25 protein-coding genes are annotated in these 21,000 nt (G+C 67.2%); 14 read left to right on the forward strand and 11 right to left on the reverse strand.

The window, feature by feature from the left end:
• The first annotated feature begins 24 nt into the window (after window positions 1-24).
• Window positions 25-1,188, forward strand: a complete 1,164-nt coding sequence (locus ACFQGD_RS30860; RefSeq protein ID WP_345391265.1) for a pyridoxal phosphate-dependent aminotransferase — start codon at window positions 25-27, stop codon at window positions 1,186-1,188.
• Between the two features lie 172 nt (window positions 1,189-1,360).
• On the forward strand, window positions 1,361-2,410 hold the full coding sequence (locus ACFQGD_RS30865) for a hypothetical protein (protein WP_345391268.1): 1,050 nt from the start codon (window positions 1,361-1,363) through the stop codon (window positions 2,408-2,410).
• A 458-nt stretch (window positions 2,411-2,868) separates the two neighbouring features.
• On the opposite strand, the gene yczR is transcribed toward ACFQGD_RS30865, so the two are convergent.
• Window positions 2,869-4,332, reverse strand: coding sequence for a MocR-like transcription factor YczR (yczR, locus tag ACFQGD_RS30870; protein WP_345391271.1), 1,464 nt, complete (start codon window positions 4,330-4,332; stop codon window positions 2,869-2,871).
• An 86-nt stretch (window positions 4,333-4,418) separates the two neighbouring features.
• Between yczR and yczE the strand changes: the two genes are divergently transcribed.
• Window positions 4,419-5,033, forward strand: coding sequence for a membrane protein YczE (yczE, locus tag ACFQGD_RS30875; protein WP_390183444.1), 615 nt, complete (start codon window positions 4,419-4,421; stop codon window positions 5,031-5,033).
• A 41-nt stretch (window positions 5,034-5,074) separates the two neighbouring features.
• Here the strand turns inward: yczE and ACFQGD_RS30880 are convergent, their stop codons facing one another.
• The gene (locus tag ACFQGD_RS30880) at window positions 5,075-6,100 is read right to left on the reverse strand and encodes a D-cysteine desulfhydrase family protein (protein WP_345391277.1); all 1,026 of its coding nucleotides are present in this window, start codon (window positions 6,098-6,100) and stop codon (window positions 5,075-5,077) included.
• 255 nt (window positions 6,101-6,355) lie between these two features.
• Between ACFQGD_RS30880 and ACFQGD_RS30885 the strand changes: the two genes are divergently transcribed.
• Window positions 6,356-6,868, forward strand: a complete 513-nt coding sequence (locus ACFQGD_RS30885; protein WP_345391280.1) for a DM13 domain-containing protein — start codon at window positions 6,356-6,358, stop codon at window positions 6,866-6,868.
• Between the two features lie 45 nt (window positions 6,869-6,913).
• Here ACFQGD_RS30885 and ACFQGD_RS30890 read toward each other — a convergent pair whose 3' ends face one another.
• Window positions 6,914-7,603 (reverse strand): hypothetical protein, encoded by a 690-nt coding sequence (locus tag ACFQGD_RS30890; protein ID WP_345391283.1) that lies wholly within the window; start codon window positions 7,601-7,603, stop codon window positions 6,914-6,916.
• 7 nt (window positions 7,604-7,610) lie between these two features.
• On the reverse strand, window positions 7,611-7,859 hold the full coding sequence (locus tag ACFQGD_RS30895; protein WP_345391286.1) for an SHOCT domain-containing protein: 249 nt from the start codon (window positions 7,857-7,859) through the stop codon (window positions 7,611-7,613).
• Between the two features lie 190 nt (window positions 7,860-8,049).
• On the opposite strand from ACFQGD_RS30895, the gene ACFQGD_RS30900 reads away from it, so the two are divergent.
• Complete coding sequence (locus ACFQGD_RS30900) at window positions 8,050-8,484, forward strand: universal stress protein (protein WP_345391289.1); 435 nt, start codon at window positions 8,050-8,052, stop codon at window positions 8,482-8,484.
• A 237-nt stretch (window positions 8,485-8,721) separates the two neighbouring features.
• Window positions 8,722-9,606: a hypothetical protein gene (locus tag ACFQGD_RS30905; RefSeq protein WP_345391292.1), complete on the forward strand. Its 885-nt coding sequence runs from the start codon at window positions 8,722-8,724 to the stop codon at window positions 9,604-9,606.
• A 160-nt stretch (window positions 9,607-9,766) separates the two neighbouring features.
• On the opposite strand, the gene ACFQGD_RS30910 is transcribed toward ACFQGD_RS30905, so the two are convergent.
• Both ACFQGD_RS30910 and ACFQGD_RS30915 read right to left on the reverse strand, forming a co-directional pair.
• Window positions 9,767-10,000: a hypothetical protein gene (locus tag ACFQGD_RS30910; RefSeq protein ID WP_345391295.1), complete on the reverse strand. Its 234-nt coding sequence runs from the start codon at window positions 9,998-10,000 to the stop codon at window positions 9,767-9,769.
• Between the two features lie 413 nt (window positions 10,001-10,413).
• Window positions 10,414-10,563 (reverse strand): hypothetical protein, encoded by a 150-nt coding sequence (locus ACFQGD_RS30915; RefSeq protein ID WP_345391298.1) that lies wholly within the window; start codon window positions 10,561-10,563, stop codon window positions 10,414-10,416.
• A 215-nt stretch (window positions 10,564-10,778) separates the two neighbouring features.
• Here ACFQGD_RS30915 and ACFQGD_RS30920 point away from each other — a divergent pair, with 215 nt between their 5' ends.
• Window positions 10,779-11,204: an archease gene (locus tag ACFQGD_RS30920; protein WP_345391301.1), complete on the forward strand. Its 426-nt coding sequence runs from the start codon at window positions 10,779-10,781 to the stop codon at window positions 11,202-11,204.
• A gap of 80 nt (window positions 11,205-11,284) precedes the next feature.
• On the opposite strand, the gene ACFQGD_RS30925 is transcribed toward ACFQGD_RS30920, so the two are convergent.
• The 3 genes from ACFQGD_RS30925 to ACFQGD_RS30935 form a co-directional block, all read right to left on the reverse strand.
• On the reverse strand, window positions 11,285-12,220 hold the full coding sequence (locus ACFQGD_RS30925; protein ID WP_345391304.1) for a sigma-70 family RNA polymerase sigma factor: 936 nt from the start codon (window positions 12,218-12,220) through the stop codon (window positions 11,285-11,287).
• Window positions 12,221-12,364: 144 nt separating this feature from the next.
• Window positions 12,365-13,924 carry a bifunctional aminoglycoside phosphotransferase/ATP-binding protein gene (locus ACFQGD_RS30930; RefSeq protein ID WP_345391307.1) on the reverse strand — a complete coding sequence of 520 codons (1,560 nt, stop codon included), beginning with the start codon at window positions 13,922-13,924 and terminating at the stop codon, window positions 12,365-12,367.
• Window positions 13,925-14,025: 101 nt separating this feature from the next.
• On the reverse strand, window positions 14,026-14,436 hold the full coding sequence (locus ACFQGD_RS30935; RefSeq protein ID WP_345391310.1) for an Hsp20/alpha crystallin family protein: 411 nt from the start codon (window positions 14,434-14,436) through the stop codon (window positions 14,026-14,028).
• 311 nt (window positions 14,437-14,747) lie between these two features.
• On the opposite strand from ACFQGD_RS30935, the gene ACFQGD_RS30940 reads away from it, so the two are divergent.
• A complete protein-coding gene (locus tag ACFQGD_RS30940; RefSeq protein WP_345391313.1) occupies window positions 14,748-16,832 on the forward strand; it encodes a heavy metal translocating P-type ATPase in 2,085 nt (694 codons plus the stop codon).
• A 57-nt stretch (window positions 16,833-16,889) separates the two neighbouring features.
• On the opposite strand, the gene ACFQGD_RS30945 is transcribed toward ACFQGD_RS30940, so the two are convergent.
• A complete protein-coding gene (locus ACFQGD_RS30945; protein ID WP_345391316.1) occupies window positions 16,890-17,219 on the reverse strand; it encodes a helix-turn-helix domain-containing protein in 330 nt (109 codons plus the stop codon).
• Window positions 17,220-17,374: 155 nt separating this feature from the next.
• On the opposite strand from ACFQGD_RS30945, the gene ACFQGD_RS30950 reads away from it, so the two are divergent.
• From ACFQGD_RS30950 to ACFQGD_RS30965, 4 genes are all read left to right on the forward strand, one after another.
• Window positions 17,375-17,650, forward strand: a complete 276-nt coding sequence (locus tag ACFQGD_RS30950; protein WP_345391319.1) for a hypothetical protein — start codon at window positions 17,375-17,377, stop codon at window positions 17,648-17,650.
• A 309-nt stretch (window positions 17,651-17,959) separates the two neighbouring features.
• Window positions 17,960-18,391: an Hsp20/alpha crystallin family protein gene (locus ACFQGD_RS30955; protein WP_345391322.1), complete on the forward strand. Its 432-nt coding sequence runs from the start codon at window positions 17,960-17,962 to the stop codon at window positions 18,389-18,391.
• 71 nt (window positions 18,392-18,462) lie between these two features.
• Entirely contained in the window at window positions 18,463-18,804 is a 342-nt protein-coding gene (locus ACFQGD_RS30960) for a hypothetical protein (protein WP_390221125.1), read from the forward strand.
• Between the two features lie 6 nt (window positions 18,805-18,810).
• Window positions 18,811-19,167, forward strand: a complete 357-nt coding sequence (locus ACFQGD_RS30965) for a J domain-containing protein (protein ID WP_345391328.1) — start codon at window positions 18,811-18,813, stop codon at window positions 19,165-19,167.
• A gap of 25 nt (window positions 19,168-19,192) precedes the next feature.
• On the opposite strand, the gene ACFQGD_RS30970 is transcribed toward ACFQGD_RS30965, so the two are convergent.
• The gene (locus tag ACFQGD_RS30970; protein WP_345391331.1) at window positions 19,193-19,846 is read right to left on the reverse strand and encodes a hypothetical protein; all 654 of its coding nucleotides are present in this window, start codon (window positions 19,844-19,846) and stop codon (window positions 19,193-19,195) included.
• 138 nt (window positions 19,847-19,984) lie between these two features.
• On the opposite strand from ACFQGD_RS30970, the gene ACFQGD_RS30975 reads away from it, so the two are divergent.
• Together ACFQGD_RS30975 and ACFQGD_RS30980 are read left to right on the forward strand one after the other, a co-directional pair.
• Window positions 19,985-20,239 (forward strand): helix-turn-helix domain-containing protein, encoded by a 255-nt coding sequence (locus ACFQGD_RS30975; protein WP_345391334.1) that lies wholly within the window; start codon window positions 19,985-19,987, stop codon window positions 20,237-20,239.
• A gap of 102 nt (window positions 20,240-20,341) precedes the next feature.
• Complete coding sequence (locus ACFQGD_RS30980) at window positions 20,342-20,887, forward strand: FKBP-type peptidyl-prolyl cis-trans isomerase (protein ID WP_345391337.1); 546 nt, start codon at window positions 20,342-20,344, stop codon at window positions 20,885-20,887.
• The last annotated feature ends 113 nt before the right edge of the window (window positions 20,888-21,000 follow it).

The raw sequence follows: 21,000 nt of genomic DNA on the forward strand, positions 1-21,000 counted from the left end.
CATTCTCCGTGAAGATCACACCTCATGTCGGAACCTGCCCTCGTGCCGCGCCTGCGGCCGTTCGCGTCCACCGTGTTCGCCGAGATGACCGCGCTCGCCGTGCGCACCAAGTCGGTCAACCTCGGCCAGGGATTTCCCGACACCGACGGCCCGCGCGGCATGCTCGACGCGGCGAAGCAGGCCATCGACGACGGCATCAACCAGTACCCACCGGGACAGGGCAGGCCAGAACTCCTGGACGCGGTCGCCCAGCACCGCATCCGCTACGGCACGCACTACGACCCCGCCAGCGAGATCCTGGTGACCACCGGCGCCACCGAGGGCATCACGGCGGCGGTGCTCGGCCTGATCGACGCGGGCGACGAGGTGATCGTGCTTGAGCCGTATTACGACTCGTACGCCGCAGCGATCGCGTTGGCGGGCGCCAGTAAGCGAGTGGTGTCGCTGACACAGCGCGAGGGGCGGTTCGCGGTCGACGTCGACGCGCTGCGGGCGGCCGTCACGCCACGCACCAAGGCGATCATCGTGAACTCGCCACACAACCCGACCGGGACGGTGTTCACCCGGGAGGAGCTGGCGGGCATCGCCCAGGTGTGTGTGGACAACGACCTGCTCGCCATCACCGACGAGGTCTACGAGCACCTGATCTTCGGCGACGCCGAGCACATCCCGCTCACCACGCTGCCCGGCATGGCCGAGCGGACAGTGTCGGTGTCTAGCGCGGGCAAATCGTTCAACTGCACCGGCTGGAAGATCGGCTGGGTGTGCGGGCGCGCGGAGCTGGTCGCGGCCACGCGCGCGGCAAAGCAGTTCCTCACGTTCGTCTCCGGCGCACCGTTCCAGGTGGCGGTGGCGCACGCGCTGCGTACCGAGCTCGACTGGGTGGGGCGACTGCGCGACTCACTGTCCGAGAAGCACGACCGGCTCGCGGCAGGTCTCACCAAGGCAGGATTCGACGTGCTGTCGTCGGCGGGAACGTACTTCGTGTGCGCCGACGTCCGCCCGCTCGGCTACTCGGACGCGACCGAACTAGCGTGGCGGCTGCCGGAACGCGTCGGTGTGGCGGCAGTTCCGGTGAGCGCGTTCGCGGAGAGCGGAGGTTACGAGCACCTGCTGCGATTCGCGTTCTGCAAGTCCAACGAGGTACTTGACGAAGCCATATCCCGCCTGCATCAGCTCGCTCCGTAGTCGGCTCACCACTCGAAGCGGTCAGTTCACGCCAATGTTCTTACCGACAAAGACTGGATCGACGGGTTGCGAGGTGTAACACTCAGACCCTGCGCCGTTTCCCAACGACGGTGAGTTCTGCGTGGGTGCACAGCAGTGACCTGCCGTGACTGAGACGTGAGGTGGTGACGCGATGAACGCTGCATCGACGTCACCCGAACGTGTCACCACAGGTCACGGCGTCGCGGTCGTCATGACGGTCGCGCGAGTCGCCATCGTCATCGGGTTCGCACTCATCGGCTGGTTCGTGGCGGCGGCGCTGCTTAGCACCGCCGCGTCCGCGGAAGACGACGCGACGGACACCGCCGATACCACGCGGACATCGACAAGCTCGGACGCCTCGGCGACCGCGGAGTCGTCGGACTCGTCGGACTCGTCGGACGCTGAAGAACCCTCGGACACCAAAGGCCGCTCGGACGACTCGGACGCCGACACGTCGTCTGGCGGGCTGCTCGGCGGCCTTACCGGCGGGGTGAGCGACACCCTTGACGCCACGACCTCGGTCACCGACGGTCTCACCGACACCGTTGACCAGACGACCGGCACCGTGACCTCGACGTTGGACGACTCCACCGGCGGGCTGACGAAGACCGTGACCGACACGGTGGATACCACTGTCGGCACGGTCACCGGCACGGTCGACACAACGCTCAACACCGTGACCGGCACCGTCGACACCACACTCACCACGGTCACGGGCACCGTGGATGGCACAGTCGGCGGCGTCACCGGCGTCCTTGACGGCCCGGCCCCCGCGCCGACGCAGGACACTCGGGCGACCTCCCCAACACCCGAGCCGGCCGCGACGCAACCGGCGAAGCCCGCGAAACAGACCGCGCAGACGACGCGGCGCCAGGCCACGAAGCCGCGACCCGTCTCACTGCCGCGGCAACCGGCGCCGGTCGTGCCGCCTGAGCCGGTTCTCGCCAGCCACAACACCCACACCACGGCCGACCACGCCAGTCACGGCGGGGCAGGCAGCGCTGGCGCGCCGTTCTCGCTCACGGTGCCGTGCTCGGCGGCGGCAGCCGCGACCGGTGACACCGGCGCGAGCAAGAACCCGTTCGCCATCCTCGGCCACAACGACGACGCGACGTCCGGCGGCCACATCGGCGGTCCCGTCGGCCACCGCGCCCTCGGCGCTGGCATCGACGCCGCGCTGCCGTGCACCTCACCTGACTGACCCCGCCTCATCCGGGGGATACCCGCGTCTCTAGCCGCTCCGCCACACGGTCCAGCGTGCTGCACCTTCTGACGCAACTTCGCTGATCAGCACTTTCCCGACGCGTACTCACTCGTTGAGGCCTACGAATGACCACGAACTTCCCGACCGGCCTACCGCGCCAGGCCGGTTCGGGCTCTGGCTCCGACGCCACGACGCCTCCCTGGACGTACTCGTGGCGTCGGAGCCCACATTCCATCCGCGCCGTCCCCGTTGACGCGACGGCGGACCGCTCGGCGGTAGCGGATCACCTCCCGCCGCGACCCGCCAGCAACCACACCGTCGCCGAGGGAACGGCCCGCATGAGGCGTGCGATGCCCAGCGGCTTCACCGCGCCGAAGCCGCACCGGGCCCACGCCTGAGCGGCGGTGGCTTTCCGGCGCACCGAGGGGCTGCGCCGGAAAGCCACCGCATCGCATTCACGCCACCGGCACGTCCTCTGGCGGCTCGCTCGCACTTCCCCCGCCTCGCACCGAACCCGCGGCGGCGCCCAGCCGCGCGACGGCCTCCGCGAGCTGATCGTCCGGTAGCGCGTAGGGCAGCCGCAGCCACTGTTCGAGACCGCCGTGCACGCTGAATCGCGAGCCGGGCGCGACCCGCACCCCGTGGTTGAGCGCCGCGACGGCCAGCCGCGTCCCGATCGGCTCGTCCAACCGGCACCACAGCGACAACCCGCCCTCCGGTCGCTCGAACGTCCACCGTGGGAAGTGCGTCCGCACCGCGTCGATCAGCGTGTCCCGCATCCCCGTGACCTGCTCGCGCCGCGCGAGAAGGACGTCGTCGCGTGTCATCAGCTTGGCCACCACGAGCTGCTCCAGCATCGGCGAGCCAAGATCAAGCGCGGGCCGCGCCGACACCAGCCCGGCGAGGAACTGCCTGCTCGCCCTGATCCAGCCGATACGCAGCCCGCCCCAGTACGCCTTGGCCGCGGAGCCCACCGAGATCGCCCAGTTGCCGCCGACGCCGTCGCCGGTGAACGCGGCCAGCGGCGGCGGGCCGAACGCCGGGTCGCCCTCGTGGTCCAGCTCGACCATGGTCTCGTCGACGACGACTGGCGTGCGGGCGCGCACCAACGCCGCGCCGAGCCGTTCGCGCGTCTCGACGTCCATCCGCAAGCCGGTCGGGTTGTGGAAGTCCGCGATGAGGTACGCCAGCCGGGGGTTGGACTGCTTGAGCGCCGCCTCGATGCCCTCGACGTCCCAGCCGCGCTCGACCGGAACCGGCACCGGCAGCGCGTGTGCGGCGCGCACGGCCGCGATGGCGTTGGGATAGCTCGGCTGCTCGACCAGCACGCGGTCGCCCGGCCCCGCGAAGTGTCGCAGCGCGAGCACGAACGCGTGATGCGAGCCGTTGGTAACCAAGATGTCGTCGGGTGACGTCGGTAGGCCCCGCTCGGCGTAGCGGGCGGCGATCCGTTCCCGCAGCATCGGCAGCCCGCGCTCGCTATAGCCGGTGCCGGACGCCAGCGCCGCCAACTCGGGTATCGCCTCCTCCAGCGTGGGCACCAGCGCGGCAACGGCGGGCGGCGACGCCCTGGCGAAGTCGATCGCATCACCATCGGGCTCTGGCTCGCTCGGTAGCCCCGACGTGCGCGGCAGCGTGATCCAGGAGCCGGAACCGCGCCTACTGGCGACGAGGCCCCGCTCTCGTAACCGCTCCAGTGCCGCGCCGACCAGGGTGCGGCTGACCTGAAGTGCCATCGCCAGCTCGCGTTCGGCGGGAAGCCGGGTACCTGGCGGCAGCCGCCCCTCCCGCACCTGCCACTCGACGGCCGCGGCGAGGTCAGCTGCCCCATGGTGCGGGCCACGTCGTCGCCACTGCCCGAGAGCAGTGGCCAGTTTCGCGCCCGATATGCGACCACCGGGCGGTGTTGGCGTCATCATTAAGGCCAATTCTTGCCGATTGGTTATGGAAAAGCCAGCCAATCCTCGGCGAACCTGGTCGGGTGAGCTCGCCACGCCTGACCCCGATGCCCCTCGCCGTCCACCCCACCGCGCGCCTGACGCAGCTGATCGTCGGACTCGCGCTGTACGGCACGAGCATGGCGATGATGACCCGCGCCGGACTCGGTCTGAGTCCGTGGGACGTGCTGCACGAGGGCCTCACCGTGCACGCCGGCCTCAGCTTCGGCGCCATCACCGCGATCACGTCCGGTGTCGTGCTGCTCGCGTGGGTGCCGCTACGGCAACGTCCCGGGCTGGGCACCCTCGCGAACGTTGTGGTGATCGCGGTGACCGTCGATCTGGTGAGGCTCGTGCTGCCGGAGCAGCACGAGCTCGGCTGGCAGATCGCGCTGCTTGTCGGCGGCGTCGTGCTCAACGGCGTCGCGACCGCCGCCTACATCGGCGTGCGGCTCGGCCCCGGCCCCCGCGACGGACTGATGACGGGCCTCGTGATGACGACCGGGCGTTCAGTGCAGGTTGTGCGAACGGCGATCGAGGCAGGCGTGCTGCTCACCGGGTGGCTGCTCGGCGGGACCGTCGGGGTCGGCACGGTGCTCTACGCCCTCTCGATCGGCACCCTCACGCAGTTCTTCCTCGCACGGACGACCTGGCGCGACCGGTCGGCGTCGTGCGTGGCGTGAGTCCCGCCAGCGCGGCGCGTTCCCGACGCCGTGTCCTGCACTCACGACATCGTGTTCGTCATTCCGGCCAGCTCGGCATACGCTTCCGGCCCGTAACCGAACAGCCCAGGCATGCCGCCGGTGTGCAGGAAGACCACCGACCCAGCGTCACGACTCTCGCTCACGACGTCCATGAGTAGTGCGGCCGCTTTGCCGGAGTACACCGGATCGAGCGGGATACCGGTGGTGATGCCGATGAACCGGATCGCTCGCCACACCCGTTCGTCCGGAATGCCGTAACCCGCGCCGAGCACGGAGTCATCGAAACGCACTCGATCTAGCGACGGTGTGTGGACGCCGAGCATGTCGGCGGTGTCCGCAAGCAGTTTGGCGACGGTCTGCTCGGTCTCGCTAGCGCTGTGGGAGACGCAGGCGGCGTTGATGCGCAGGTCGCTACCGAGCAGCGCGGTGCCGAGTACAAGACCAGCGACCGTTCCGCCGCTACTGCAGGGAACCACGAGTTCGCTGGCGCTCATCCCGCGTTCGGCGAGTTGTCCGGTCAGTTCCGCCGCCGCGTTCGCGTAGCCAAGCACGCCCACCGCGTCGGAGCCGCCGAGTGGTAACACCGCGACAGTCCGGCCGTCCTCGTCCGCATCGGTCATGAGCCGTTTGAAGGTCTCGACCGTCTCGTCCTCACCCGGACACACGTGCACTTCCGCACCGAAAACGGTGTCGAGCAGGATGTTGCCGGAGTGCAGGTACGCGTCATCCGAGCGCGGGACCAGGTCGGTGAGCACCAGTTGGCAGCGCAGCCCAAGTCGGGCGCAGGCCGCCGCCGTCTGCCTGCCGTGGTTGGTCTGCACCGCACCGAACGTGATCACGGTGTCGGCACCGTCCGCTCGCGCCTTACCAAGCAGATACTCCAGCTTGCGGACCTTGTTGCCACCAGCACCGGCGAGCGTCGCGTCATCGCGCTTGATCAGGATTGGTGGCCCACCAAGGTGCTCGGTGAGCCTGGGACAGTCCTCAAGCGGCGTCGGCAACGGCGCCAGCTCCACCCTCGGAAACGAACCAAGATCAGCACGCATCCGCAACCTCCATACGCCGTGTCCTGCACTGGTGACGCCGTGTCCGACGCTCACGACGCTGTGTTCTACTTCCCGACGCTGTGTTCGGCATTCGAGACCCCGTGTTCCACTCTGGCACCGCACCGACCGTGCCGCCACGACGACATAACGGTCGAAGCCCGACACTCGTCAGCCTTTCGTAAGCACGATCAGACGGCCCACGGCCGTCGCTCACGCAAGACTGGTGCCAATGACCGACAACCAGGGAGCGCCGAGATGCGTAGAAAGATCGTGCTGTCCGCTGTGGCCGTCGTCGCCGTGATCGGGATCGGCGTTGGGATGTGGGCGTTCCAGCCGTGGAAGGCGTTCACCAGCAGTGAGTTGCAGGAGACGTCGCCGCTCGCGGCGGCGGAGATGGTCGACGAGCCCGCGGACGTGACCGCGCCCCAGTTGCTGACGTCGGGCACGTTCGTTAGTCAGGAGCACGAGACGTCCGGGAAAGCGCTGGTCATCGAGCGCCCGGATGGCAGCAGGGTGCTTCGCCTGGAAGGACTGGCCAGTTCGGACGGGCCTGACCTGCACGTTTGGCTCACCGACACCACCGCCGGGCTCGACGAATGGGGCGCCTACGACGACGGCCGCTACGTCGCGCTCGGCAAGCTCAAAGCAACGCACGGCAGCCACAACTACGCCATCCCCGCCGATGCCGACATCAACGGCCTGCGCAGCGTCGTCATCTGGTGCGACCGCTTCAACGTCGCGTTCGGGTCAGCCGCGCTCGATCTCTGAGCACGCGAACGTCGGACGTGACGTTAACGTCAGACACGGCGCCGGTTAGTCCATGCGCAGAAAGCGTCCGTGCCAGGAGTGGTACCAGACGTCGCCGGTGCCGCAGCGGACGGACAGCATCCCGGTCACCTCGCCGTCGCGCTCGGTGTGCAGCGTGTAGTAACCGGGGAACGCGTCCGCGTGACCCGCGCGCTCGCCGGGTCGCTCTGCGCGCAGCCAGTCGTCCGCGATGCGGCGGGCCTGCTCCGGGCCATCCTCGGCGGCACAGGAAGCGGCACGACCAGGCGCACCGCCCCAGCCAGGGCAACGCCAGTCAGGGCCATCGCCCCAGTCAGCGCCATCACGCCAGCCGTGCATTCCCGCTCCGTACATGCCGCTTCGGTGCATTCCGTACCGCGTGTTCCACATCATCGCCGGGCCGTACTCGAGCCACGTCGTCCCGGTGTCCGGGTCGACCAGCACCTCGGTGGAGCCTTCGCCGTCGACGTCGACCAGCACGGCGTAGAAGCCGTTGTCGAACTCCATCACCTCGCCGACCGTCAGCCCCAGCCGGTCGGCGAACCGATCGGCGGCGTCGCGAGCCCCATCAAGGTCGCGCACCGGTCCGTCCCCAGTGACGACCGCACGGCCATCGACGAACATCCCCCTGTCCCCTGCGAACACCCACAGCACCGAGGCCACTAGCGCCACGAGCGCGACGACCAGCACTGTCAGCGGCAGCCAACGTCTCCGCATCGGAGTCTCACTTGTTCGAGACTAGGTGGTCGCGGGCGCGCAGGTAATCCTCGGTGTCCACTTCGCCCATGGCGTAGCGCCGGTCCAGGATCTCCAACGGCGTCTCCCTGTCAGCGCGCGTCTCGTAGCGCGACCCGCCGTCCCTCCGATCCCGCGCCAGCCACACCACGGCCCAGATCACCACGCCGATCAGCACCAGCCACACCACCGGCATCAGCATCATCCACGCCGAGCCAACGCCGAAGTCGTACATCATCACCGATCACCTCCGATACGACATCAGCATCGGAATGCGCACGCCCGCCATGGCCCTTGGTCACCAACATCGACGCCAAAGTTCCCGATCTAATCAGGACAACCAACGTCCTGCGCTTCGGGTTCCTTCGCCCCTCGCCGCTCACGTTCGCGCCGGGTTGACTCGGGGCTACCGACCGAAGGAGGAAAAGATGACTGACGAGCAGCGAACCCAGGTCGTCGTCGGAATCGACGGCTCGCCGGGCAGCGTCACGGCACTGCGCTGGGCGCTGCGGCACGCGCCGGCCTTGGGCAGCGACATGCACGCGATCACGGCGTGGGAGGTCCCGGCGACGTTCGGCTACCCACCGGTCTACATCGACGTCGATTGGGAAGGCTCGGCACGCGAAACGCTGGACAAGGCGATCGCAGAGGCCGGGGAAGTGCCACCCGGCGTCACGATCACGGCGGACGTAGTGCACGGTCACCCATCCAACGTCCTCGTCGCCGCCAGCAAGGAGGCCGACCTGCTCGTGGTCGGCAGCCGAGGTCACAGCACCGTGGCCGGAATGCTGCTCGGATCCGTGAGCCAGCACTGCGTGCACCACGCCGAGTGCCCTGTCGTCGTCGTGCGAGGCACGCGCTGAACAACGTTGGTCACGCACCTCCTCACGCGGAGTCGGTCCAACGTTCGGATACCCGGCCCGTGTCCGGACTAAGCGGTCACGACTCGATCCGTCCATCCAGCCAGGTCAGGGCAAGTACGTGTCATCAGTGGAACGAGCTTTTCGAAATCTGCGCGTCAGATCTTCCCTCGTACGAGACCAAGTGATACGGTAATTTCATTTAACAAAACCACCGCGAGCAGTGGAAGGTCTCTTAACATGCTCGGAAAGAACTTCACCTCCGGTCTGACCTATCGCGATGGAAACCACTGGGTGCGCGTCAAGAGTCGCGGCCCCGTGATCACAAAGGGCGTCGACGAGCCGACGGTGCGACTGACCGTCGAGAACGCCGGGATGACCCGGCGAACCAAGATCTACGCCAATCGCGACTACGAGACCCGCGACGATGGCACCGCGAAAAAGCACGCTCGGCGCGAGTGGATCCTCCCGGCGGGAACCGCTATCAACCCGCGCGACTACGAACGACGCGACCTCGACCCGCTGGCGCATAGCACCAGCTCAGAACGCACAAACTCGATGCGGCAGTACCCGAAGGCGCCGACGAAGGCACGCCGCCGCAGGCCGCGTCCCGCCTCACTGTCAGGCAGATCGGCCAAGCCGCGACGTATCGGAACGCCTCGCTCGACGACCACAACGAACCACGAGGCCAGTCCGCCGCCGATTGTCCCTGTACCCGAGAACGAGTACTGCGAGGAAGCCTGCTACTGGCTGCCACCGACGACCCATCACGTGACCGCGACGCAGTACGCGATCCTGGAAGCCCTGTCCGAACTGCTGTGGCTGGACGCCCCGGCGGCGCGATGGCGGGAGGGGGAGCTCGTCGAGCACGACGCTCCAACCGGCCTCACAGGGGCCGAACTGACTTCAGTAGTTCATAAAGTAGAACAACCGAACCCCCGCCAAGTGCGCGCCATCGAGCGCATCATCGGCGACCTCATCAAACGCCGTCTTATTGAGCGAACTGGAAAGCGGTTCCGGTTGCGCGGTTGGGAGTGCTTGCACACCCGACGCAGGAAGACTCGGCGCGCGATCGAGGAGGGCGGTGGGCGCGCGTTCTACGCCTACGTCCGCCACAGCGCCTGAGCCACGGCCACCGTCGGGCACCAGCCAACCGAACTCGATACCGAGTAGCGCCAGCGCGACCGTTCGCGCCGTGCCCGATGACATAGACGAGGAACAGGCTGCAAGCCGGGCGCTGAACAGTTCCGCGCTGGTAACGAAACGCACCCCTGCCAGCAGGTGCTCAGGCGGCGTCAGCGGGAACCGCTGCGAGCAGCGCGTGTCCCGCCGCCGTGAGCCCGGCCGGCACCCGCTGCCCGATCGCGCCGAGGCGCATGGGGTGGATGAGGCGATAGCGGGCGAGGTCGTGCGCGGTCACCTGATCGCAACAAGTGACGCCATCGATGTAGAGGTCGGGCTCGCAGCTACACGTCATCTCGGCCCGATGTTGGGACACGGCCCGCAACATCGCGAGCATGCGGTAAGACGGGACGCCATGGAATGCGTCACCCGAACTGGTTTCTCCTAGCGAGACACCGGGAGGCGTTCCGTCCTGCGACTGGCCCATCGTAAACCAATCAGTGAACTTGAGATTGTTCTTAATGAAGTACTAGAGGTCACCGGTGGTCATGTCAACGGAACGCGAGCACCTCCCGCGGCGCGGCACGCGCGCACGCTGAGCGCGTTCGGATTCACCGCGCTCGTGGCGCAGGACCCGCGGGCATCGAGATCGTCGCGGAAGCGTCATCCCGCGAGAAACTCGGCGCGGCGAATCGCGCACTCGCACTCATGGCCGCGGCCCGGAAAGGCCTCGTCAATGATCAACCCACCGCCAAGGTGGCCGACTGACGAATCACCACCGTCAGCCCGCAAGTTGATCACACACAGCGATCACGCCACATCCCAGTCGCTGACCGCCGTTGTCTGGAGCTCTTCGACACAGTTCCCGCACACCTCGTCGTCCGGCATCGGGTCGCCGCATTCAGGACACACGTGACCTGGGTCGTCGTCGAAGTCGCCTGGGAATATGGGGAGGGACATCTTCGCTCCTCTCGACGTGCGCGATGTTGTGACTAACGACACACACCTGCCGGAGGATGCGCGTTATGCCCGGATTCTGACTACACAGTGTTAACGGACTAGCCCGGCCGCCCGGCGGAACGAAGTGGCCAACCCCGGACGGGTTAGATGAGGCATTTCGACTCTCCCGCCGCCGCGCCGCGAGGTTTATGGTCGAAATGGCGTAAGGAGTGCACGTGGGATCAGCGGGAACTGAGTCAGGGTATCGCTGGCAACGTCATACGACCGATCTTCGGATCGAGGCGTGGGCGCCCAGCAGGGAGAAGTGCGTCGCGCAGGCCGTACGTGGCCTTGTCAATTGTGTCGTCGAGCGCGCTGGCGACGCGGTGTCGACGGTGGAGTTCGAGGTCGGTGGCGAGACCGATGAGGAGCTGCTGTTCGGCGTGCTGGACGAGGTGCTATACCGGATGGATGTATCCGGGCAGGTGCCGGTGACCAGCACGGTGCGCGCCGGCTCACGCGGACTCGACGTCACGTGCGGCATGGCTGAGCTGCGGAACATGGACCCGGTCAGCGGCATGCCGAAGTCCGACGCGTTGCGCAAGCCACGGCTCAGTAAGGGACCCGGCTACTGGAGCTGCACGATATCCGTCGGCGTCTAACCACCCCTGCCCATGACGGGCGCCGGTAGGCCGCTGATCGTCCACTGGCCATAGCAGGGGCCGGTGCGCGCGAGCGCGTGTCAGGCCGCCAGCGCCTCACGCCGACCCGTTGCTCGCAGCTCATCGAACGCTTGACGCTCCAACCGCCGTACCCGCTCGCGGGACAGGCCGACGTGCTGCCCGGTTTCCTGCAGCGTGTGCGGGTTGCCGTCATAGAGCCCGTAGCGGAACGCCAGGACCCGCGCGGTCAGCGGCTCAAGCGCGGCGAGCGCCTCAGCTACCAGCTCGGCACGCTCCGCCGCCGTCTCCCGCTGATCGTCCGACTCCTGGTTCGCCATGAACTCACCGAAGCTCGACTCACCGTCCTCACCCACCGGGACGTCGAGGCTCGCGGTGACGCGCGAGACGCTGCGCATCCGCTGGACAGCATCGGTCGTATAGCCTGTCGCGTCGGCCAGTTCCGCGTCGGTGGGCTCACGCTCGAGCCGCGCGATCAATTCGCGTTCAGCACGATTCAGCCGCCCAATCCGTTCCGTCAGATGCGATGGCAGCCGAATAGCACGGCTTTGGAAAGCGTCACCGCGCTGCATCGCCTGCCTGATCCACCACATCGCGTAGGTGGAGAACTTGTATCCCTTGGTGTAATCGAACTTCTCGACCGCACGCATCAGACCCAGGTTCCCCTCCTGGATCAGATCGAGTAACGACAAGCCACCGCGCCGTTTCTTGGCCGCCGCGACGACCAGCCGCAGGTTCGCGCGAATCATGCGCTCCTTCGCGCGCGCACCCTCATCAGCGACTGTCCGCAGGTCACGACGGTCTCGCCCGTCGGCATTCGAGCGCAGCAGTTCCTCAGCATAGACACCGGCCTCGATACGCTTGGCCAAGTCGACCTCTTCCGATGCGTCCAGCAACGGAATGCGGCCGATCTCGTTCAGGTAGCTCCGAACCAAATCCGGCTCGGTGTCGACATGAGCCTCCCGCGCTGGCGCGGGCACCGTCACATCAGATGACACGTATCCCTCCCACAACCACGACTCCCTGTCGCGGCGACTACCCGAATAACGCACCCGGGCCAATCAGAATTCCCGATATGCGCACTTCACAGGCGGCACCGAGGGGCGGATCAAGCCGGCCGGAATAAGCCGGCACCGTAAGTATCAGCGCGACCGTGTCACGGCCCGAAGCGCCTCCGCCGCCGTCACACTAGGAGCTTTGACGGTGTCCAGGGCGATGGCATCGGGCCACGGGTCGGTGCGCGCGGCCATCTCCATGGCGATGTCGGCGTCGGCGTCCGATGCCGAGCCGGTGCGGCGTCGCATCCGCTCGGCGGTGACGTCGGTGGGCGCGTAGCACCGTAGCTGAACCAGTTCGCTACGAGTCTCGTCCGCGACGGCGCGGGCGGCGTCGCGGTGCGGTTGCCGGTGCCACGACGCGTCGAGCACGACGGTCTCGCCCCGCGCCAACAGCGCCCGTGCCCGCCACAGCATCTCGTCGTAGGTGCGCTCGGTGTGCTCGAGGGCGTAGATGCCACCACCGTAGGACGACGCCGCGCTGTCGGTCGGGTTGCGACCGGCCAACTCCTTGCGCAGCCGGTCGCTGGACAGCAGCACCGCGCCAAGTTCGTCGGCGACCGCCCCGGCGACCGTGGACTTGCCTGTGCCGGGCAGGCCGCCGACGATCACCAGTCGAACCTGTCCCTTGCGCAGGTGGTCAACCGCGATGGCCGCGTAGCGCTTGGCGTTGTCCGCTGCCGCCGTGTTGCCCTGCGCGTGCCGCAGGCACGCCACCTTCACCCGCACGAATGCCCGGTAGGCGATGTAGTGGCGCCGCAGTGACTCCGGTGCGGGATCGGCGGCGAACTCCGAGTACCGCGCCAGCAGCCGATCGGCCAGCGCCGGCTCACCAAGACGTTCCAGATCCATGGCGAGGAACGCGATGTCGTCCAGCCCGTCCACCCAACGCAGCTTGTCGTCGAACTCGAGGCAGTCCAGCACGCGTGGGCCGTCATCCAGGCAGAAGATGTCGTCCGCGAGCAGGTCGCCGTGGCCGTCGACGACCCTGCCCTCGGACATCCGCGTCGCGAACAACGCCTCTCTGCCAGCCAGAAAGGCCTCAACCAACGCTTCGATCTCATCGACGACCACCGGATCGACGGGAGGATCATCAAGGCCACGCAGCTCGTCGATGTTCGCCCGCCACCGCCCGAGGATCGCGTCGCGCGAGCCTTGCTCGGTGATCTCATCGGAGCGCTCCGAGGCTGCGTGGCTGGCGGCGATCATGCGCGCGAGCTTGCCGACGACGTCCGCCACCGGCTCACCTTCCGCGACCAGCGTGCTCAGCCGTCGTTCCTCCGGCATCCGCCGCATCACCACGAGGTGGTCGCACACCTCGCCGTCGACGTCGGTGACATCGGAGAGTCCGAGATAGACGTCGGGCGAGAACCGCCGGTTCAGCTCGACCTCCCTGCGGCACACCACGAGCCGCCGCTCCCGCGTGCGCAGATCGAGGAACCCGACGTCCACCGGCTTCTTCAGTTTGTACACCCGGTCCCCTACCAGGAACAGCACCGCGATATGCGTCTCGCGGACGTCGGCGAACGGGATATCCGTTGACGTCATACTCGTGCTCATGCGGAACGGCGGGTCGGCGTTCTGGTGTCGCTGCGGCCAGGATGCCATCGCGACGCGGCGGTGCGGGTATTCCTTGTCGTTCACCATACGTTCGGTGACTCCTCCGTTGCCATGGGACAGCGCGGTGGCGGCTGGTCCACGCGAGCCAGCCGCCACCCGACCAATGCCGTGGGATCAGCGCCCTCGACTCAACGCTTCGCGATTTTGATCGGAACCTGAGCACTCTCCTGCTTGCCGCCGCAGGGCACGGTCACCTCGAGGATGCCGTTGGTGTATTCGGCGGTGATCTTGTCGGCATCAGCGCCTGCGGGCAGCGTCCTGCTCCGGGTGAACGAGCCATACCGAAACTCGCTGTGGCCGTTGCTCGACTCACGCGACTCCCGCTTGGCGATGATCGTCAGCACGCCGTTCTCCGCTGTGACGTGGATGTCGGAGTCTGGGTCGAAGCCGGGCAGCTCCGCCCGCACTAGGTACACGTCGTCCTTCATCGACTCCTCGATCCGGATAGCGTGCTCGGTCGCGGCGAACGGCCACGACTGCTCAAGCCACTCGAACGGGTCGGCGAAGGTGAACTTGGGGCGATGCATCAGCGACGTCATGGTCATGCTCCTTCGTAGTGAACTTCCGCTCCGGATACCCACCAGTGGCGGGATGGCATCCCGTGCGATTCCCCAAGCTAGGCGCGGCCGCGAACGCGGAGCAGGGCCGAAGTACCCCAGGTCAACGGACCTTTGATGACGGCGATCAGCGAAGACCGGCGGACGGCACGGCGAGGCCTTTCGGCTCTGTCCACGACCACCGGTTTCGGTGACGGTGGCGGAAGGCATGGGTTACGGGTTGGTAGAACCGGATTGAGCCACGGATCAGCGAGGTCCGGCGACACGGGCACCGACACGTCGAGGAGGCGGTCATGGACGCGCGAGAGACCGCTGTGCGGCACCACGACACCGAGCCTCGCGCCGAGGCCGGGCACGGTGACCACGGTGGCGGCACGGGCCACGGCGGTCACGACAAGCACGAGGGCCACTCGCCCGCGATGTTCCGCGACCGGTTCTGGCTATCGCTACTGCTGACACTGCCCGTCGTGGTCTACGCCGACATGATCCAGGAGTGGTTCGGCTATACCGCGCCGACGTTCCTGGGCTCGAACCTGATCGCGCCGGTGCTCGGTACCGTCATCTTCCTCTACGGCGGCTGGCCGTTCGTCGTCGGCGCGTTTCGCGAGATCCGCTCCCGCGCGCCAGGCATGATGCTGCTGATCGGCATGGCCATCACGGTGGCCTACGTCGCCAGCCTGACCGCGAGCGTGGGCCTCTTCACGGTCGAGGTCTGGTGGGAGTTGTCGCTGCTGATCGTTATCATGCTGCTCGGTCACTGGATGGAGATGCGTGCCATCGGGCAGGCGCGCGGTGCACTCGCCGCGCTCGCGGAACTGTTGCCGGACGAAGCGGAGCGCGTCAACGACGACGGTAGCGTCCACACCGTCCACATCGGAGACCTGGCGGTCGGCGACGTCGTCCTGGTGCGCCCCGGCGCGCGAGTCCCCGCCGACGGCGAGATCGTGCAGGGCGCCGCTGACCTAGACGAATCCATGATCACCGGCGAGTCCAATCCGGTCACGCGCGGCGAGGGCGACCGGGTCATCGCCGCCAGTGTCTCCATCGACAGCTCCCTCCGCGTGCGCGTTGACGCCGTCGGCGAGAACACCGCGCTCGCCGGTATCCAACGGCTGGTCGCGGAGGCGCAGGAGTCGAAGTCCCGCACCCAGGTGCTCGCGGATCGCGCGGCCGCGCTGCTGTTCTACGTCGCGGTGTCGGCCGCAGCGATCACCGTCGCCGTGTGGACGTTGCTGGGTGACGCCGACGCCGCCGTAGTGCGCTCCGTAACCGTGCTGATCATCGCGTGCCCGCATGCACTCGGCCTCGCGATCCCGCTCGTCACGTCGATCTCAACGTCGAAGTCCGCACGCAACGGCATCCTCGTCAAGGACCGACTCGCCATGGAGCGGATGCGCGACGTCGACGCCGTGCTGTTCGACAAGACTGGCACGCTGACCAAGGGCGAGCACGCGGTGACCGGCGTCGCGGCGGCCGACGGCGACGACGAGGCGCTGCTCGGCCTGGCCGCCGCGGTGGAGTCGGAAAGCGAGCACCCGCTGGCGCGAGCGATCGTCGCGGCAGCGGCCGAGCGTGGTGCCGATGTCCCGAGCGCGTCCAGCTTCCGATCGATGACGGGCCGGGGCGTGCGAGCGACAGTAGACGGGCATGAGGTCGCCGTCGGCGGGCCCGCACTGCTGCGCGAGTGGGGTCTCGACGTTCCGGACAGCGTGTCTGACACCGTCACCGGCTGGCGAAACCGAGGCGCGGCCATTTTGCATGTGGTCAAGGCGGGCGAGATCGTCGGCGCGATCGCGCTGGAGGACCAGGTACGGCCGGAGTCGCGGCAGGCCATCGATGCCCTGCACCGACGCGGCGTAACCGTCGCGATGATTACCGGTGACGCACAGCAGGTCGCGGACGCCGTCGCACGCGGCCTCGGCATCGACGAGGTGTACGCCGAGGTGCTACCGGAGGACAAGGACTCGGCTGTGGCTGACCTGCAACGGCGCGGGCACACCGTAGCGATGGTCGGCGACGGCGTGAACGACGCACCCGCGCTGGCCCGCGCCGATGTCGGCATCGCGATCGGTGCTGGCACCGACGTCGCGATCGAGTCAGCGGGGATCGTGCTCGCGTCGGACGACCCGCGCGCCGTGGTCGCGGTGAGCACGCTGTCGGCGGCGAGCTACCGCAAGATGACGCAGAACCTGTGGTGGGCCGCGGGCTACAATCTCGCCGCGATCCCCCTCGCGGCCGGCGTGCTCGCCTGGGCGGGCATCGTACTGCCAATGGCGGTTGGTGCGGTGCTGATGAGCCTGTCCACGATCATCGTGGCGCTCAACGCGCAGCTGCTGCGGCGGGTGGACCTGCGGTCAACAGCGGTGTCCTCGGGATAACGACGGCGGTCTGCCTGTAGCCAATCACCCGACCGCGCCAGCGCCCGCTCGGTCGCCCTATGCTCGGTCGCGCTCCTCGGTATATCCGAGTCGCTGTCGCAGGTTGTTGATCTCGTCGTAAGCGGCGGCTAGCTCGTCCTCAAGCCAGAGGATACGGCTCGCCGCGGCGAGCGTGTGTCCCTGATCGAACAACTCGCGCATCCGCGCGACGAACTCCAGCTGACGTCGAGAGTAGCGGCGATGCCCGCCACCCGAGCGCTCCGGCGTCAAGACGTCCGCGTTGTCCAGGCTGCGCAGGAATGCTTGCTGAACCCCAAGCATGTCGGCCGCCTGCCCGATGGTGAAAGCCGGGTAGGTCGGGTCATTGAGCTTGTCGAGATCGCGCACCCCACGCTCCTCAGTAACACGGTCGGTTCATTCCAGTCTGCCTACAACGTTATCTCGACAGGGTGCTTGACACAATCTTCAAGATAGGTTATAGAAAAAGTACATCGGTGAGTGATCTGGTAAGCGGACGAGCGACCGTGCCGGAGTGATCGCGGATGCTTCACTACGTTGCCCCGGTTGAGGCCACACAGGAGCGGTTCCTGAGACTGCTGTGTGCGGACCCCGTCTGGCTGCGCGACGAGTTCGACGCGATCGTCGCCGCCAACTTCGGCGAACCGGCTGAACGCGACAGCACTCCGCCGACGCGAACACCCTCCCGCCGCGAGCCAGAGCGGATCCGGACGTCACCGCTATGGGCCACCGAGCCGTCTCCTACTCCGGTGCACGTCCCGGCGGAGCTTCTAGCGCGGCAGCGTTCGCCTCCGGTGTGAGAGCTGATGGCAGCTATCCCTGGGCGAGTGGAAGGCAGGTGATGCGCGCTGCACGAATCGACTACCACGGAACCTCTACTTCGTCCCTGACAACAGCAACGGCCCGCCGCAGCGACGCGGCGGGCCAATGACCGCCTCGCTACCGCACACACATTGCCACCAACACTCAACGATCGCCCGCGATGCGACCCACCAACTAGCTCTGCTATCAGGAACAAGAAAACTTCTTCGTTCGTTGCAACTTTGAGCCCGCTACCCGGCTCATCCGGACCACGGACCCGACTTTGAAGGGAGAAGGAGGAAGTGGCGATGTTGATGCGTACCGACCCATTCCGGGAGCTCGACCGGCTGACGCAGCAGTTCCTTGGCGTCAACGGCACGTCGGCCAGGCCCGCGGCCATGCCGATGGACGCTTACCGCTCCGGAGACGACTACGTCGTGCAGTTCGACCTGCCTGGCGTATCACCGGAGTCGATTGACCTCGACGTCGAGCGCAACGTGCTCACGGTCAAGGCCGAGCGTAAGGCCGAGTTCGGTGATGACGCGGACGTTCAGGTATCGGAGCGCCCCCGCGGCGTGTTCTCCCGTCAGCTGTTCCTCGGTGACACGCTCGACGCCGAGAACATCAAGGCGGACTATGACGCCGGTGTGCTGACCATCCGGCTACCTATCGCCGAGAAGGCGAAGCCACGCAAGATCGAGATCAGCGGCGGCGCGGACCGCAAGAAGATCAACGCCTGACCGACAACCGGCGGAATCCGGCCCGTGGCGTTACGGCCGGGGCCGGATTCCGTCATGCCGAGGAGTGAATAATGACCATGATCGCCAGTACCCTGCCGCGGACCGTGTTGGACGAGGCGCGGCATCAGGTAGAGACCTATTGCCGCGAATTCGCCAAGCCCGATGTCGACGCGGTGCGGGAAGCCGTCGAGGCCGTCCATCGGCTGACCGGCACCCTCGGGGAGTTGGTTGACCGGATCAGGGAGCACGCACCGTCCGCGTTTGACGGCGGGAACCAGCACGTTGGTGAGGAGCTGGCGCGTGATCTGCACGCCACGCGCGGTTGCCTGACGACGGCCGGCCTGCTCGTGGCACCCGCGCTCGATGATCTCCGCGAGTTGACGGACACGACGCCCGGAGTAGGCACGAGGTGAGCGATCATGGCCGACGTGTCGCGTGATCCGTACCGAGTTCTCGGCGTCTCGCCGACCGCGACGGACGCCGAGATCACCGGCGCGTATCGCAGGCTCGTCCGCCATTTGCACCCCGACGCGGGCGGCGATCCGGACCCACGTGAGCTGGAACAGGTGATGGCGGCGTATCACCTGCTGCGGGATCCTGGCCGTCGCGCTGCCCACGACCGCGAGCGCGACCAGAACCGCGGCCAACCTCGTAGCCGGCCCGAGGCGCCGTCACACCCGATAGCCCATGACGAACAGGTCACCGACATTCCCGTGCGGCACCACGCCGATCGACCACCCGACCTGCGCGCGGGGCCGGTTCGCAGGCATCGTTGATCGGACGTGAACCAGGCGCCCGGTGTCAGCTCTCCGAATCATCCGTGAGCTTGTCGATGATCTCTGACCGCACCTGCCCCAATGACGGGTTCCGCAGGTCGACGACGTGGACGCCGTGCCAGCAGCGGAAGCCAAGGCGTTCGAGCAACTGGCCTGCGCGCACGCTGGCAAGCTCAGCGCTGATGCGATCCGGCGACTCGTGAGCGAAGTCCAGCGCTGACACCCGGCACACCGCGAGACGCGCGCCGGGTGCGAAGGTCCGCAACGCGCCCGCGATGAGGCCAGCGCCGAGGCCGAAACCCCGCCACGCCTCGGTTAACCGAACGTCGCGCAAAATGAGCATCCTGGGCACGCCCGGTGCGATTAGGTCGTCGAGCTCGGGATGGAGCATCCCCTGTTTGGGGTCGAGCACCGTTTCCGCGATGAAGTCCAGCGCCCAGTCGTCGACATCGATCGCATCCAGCAGGTTCACCTCCTGCCGGAGGTCGGCGATCACCAGCGCCAGGTCGGCGACGTGTGTGAGGTCGTCACGGCAGCTCGCGAACTCCCAGACATCCGCCGAGACGTGCCACTGTTCCGGGACGTGGTCCTCGTCATCGGTCTGCCACCACAACCGGGTGTGAGAGAAGTTCAGTGAGATCGAGAGCGGGTTCGCGGGAAGCGCGTTGCGCCCAGGCACGATGACGTTCTCCTTCCTTATGGGGATTAGTCAGGAATCGCCCGGTCGCCCGACAAGATGCTGCCGCGACTGTATCATCAAGAAGACAAAAAGTCTTTTATTCAGGACTTTCGCTCGATCGGCTAGGCTCGCTTCTCGATGATCGAGAACGAAGGCGATGCTCCGGAGCAGATGTATAGGCTTCGGTTGCGGGCAATCGGTTCGCGCATTCGCGCAAGGCGACGCGAGCAGGACCTCACCCAAGAGGAGATGGCTCGTCGCGCGAGAATGAGCCGACCGCAGCTTTCCCATTTGGAACGCAACGGCAAGAACATGAACCTCACTACCTTGTTCCGCATCGCCCAGGTCCTCGACGTGCACCCGGCGGATCTCATCGATGACCGGGATCGCTAGTTCGCGCGACAAGTACCAGTCCTGGCAGATGACCGTTGGCGACGCGCACGCGCGATCCCACCCGCGCTGAACGCTAGCGAGACTGGCAGTACTGTACGTGCCATGCGTCTTGCCACCATCCTGATTACCGCTGCGGCAACGGCCGCACTGGCTTCCTGCGGTTCCGCTGCGGACGAACCCACCCCCGCGACGTCGCCCGCGACGACGTCGGCCGAGCAGGCCGATGCCGCCCAGGGCGAGGAATGCGTGGCCGAGGACTTCACCGTGGCGGGTGACAAGGGACAGGCCCCGGATGTCACCGTGCCTGACGACTGCTCGGCCCCGACCGAGCTGCTGATCGAGGACGTCGAGGCGGGCAGCGGCGCCGAGGTAACGGCGGGGGACACCGCCGAGGTGCACTACCAGCTGGTCGGCTTCTCCGACGGCGGCAAGCTCGACTCGTCGTGGGAGCGTGGCGAGAGCTTCCCCGTCGAGAACGTCGGCAACGCGCCGGTGATCGACGGCTGGAACGAGGGCCTCATCGGGATGAAGGAAGGCGCGCGGCGGCTGCTGGTCGTGCCACCGGAGCTCGGTTACGGCGCTTCCCCTGGCCATCAGCTCGCCGAGGAGACGCTGGTGTTCGTGGTCGACCTCAAGAAGGTCAGCTGAGCGGGTAGCTCAGTCGCCCGGGTGGTACCCACAACGCACGCGAGGCATGGTGGGCCTCGGGGTGACGATGTGTCCGTAACCACGCACGACCGCACGAAGGACGGTCAGATCGA

Origin of the sequence: Haloechinothrix salitolerans (assembly GCF_042662605.1) — a bacterium.
Lineage (GTDB): Bacteria > Actinomycetota > Actinomycetes > Mycobacteriales > Pseudonocardiaceae > Haloechinothrix_A > Haloechinothrix_A salitolerans.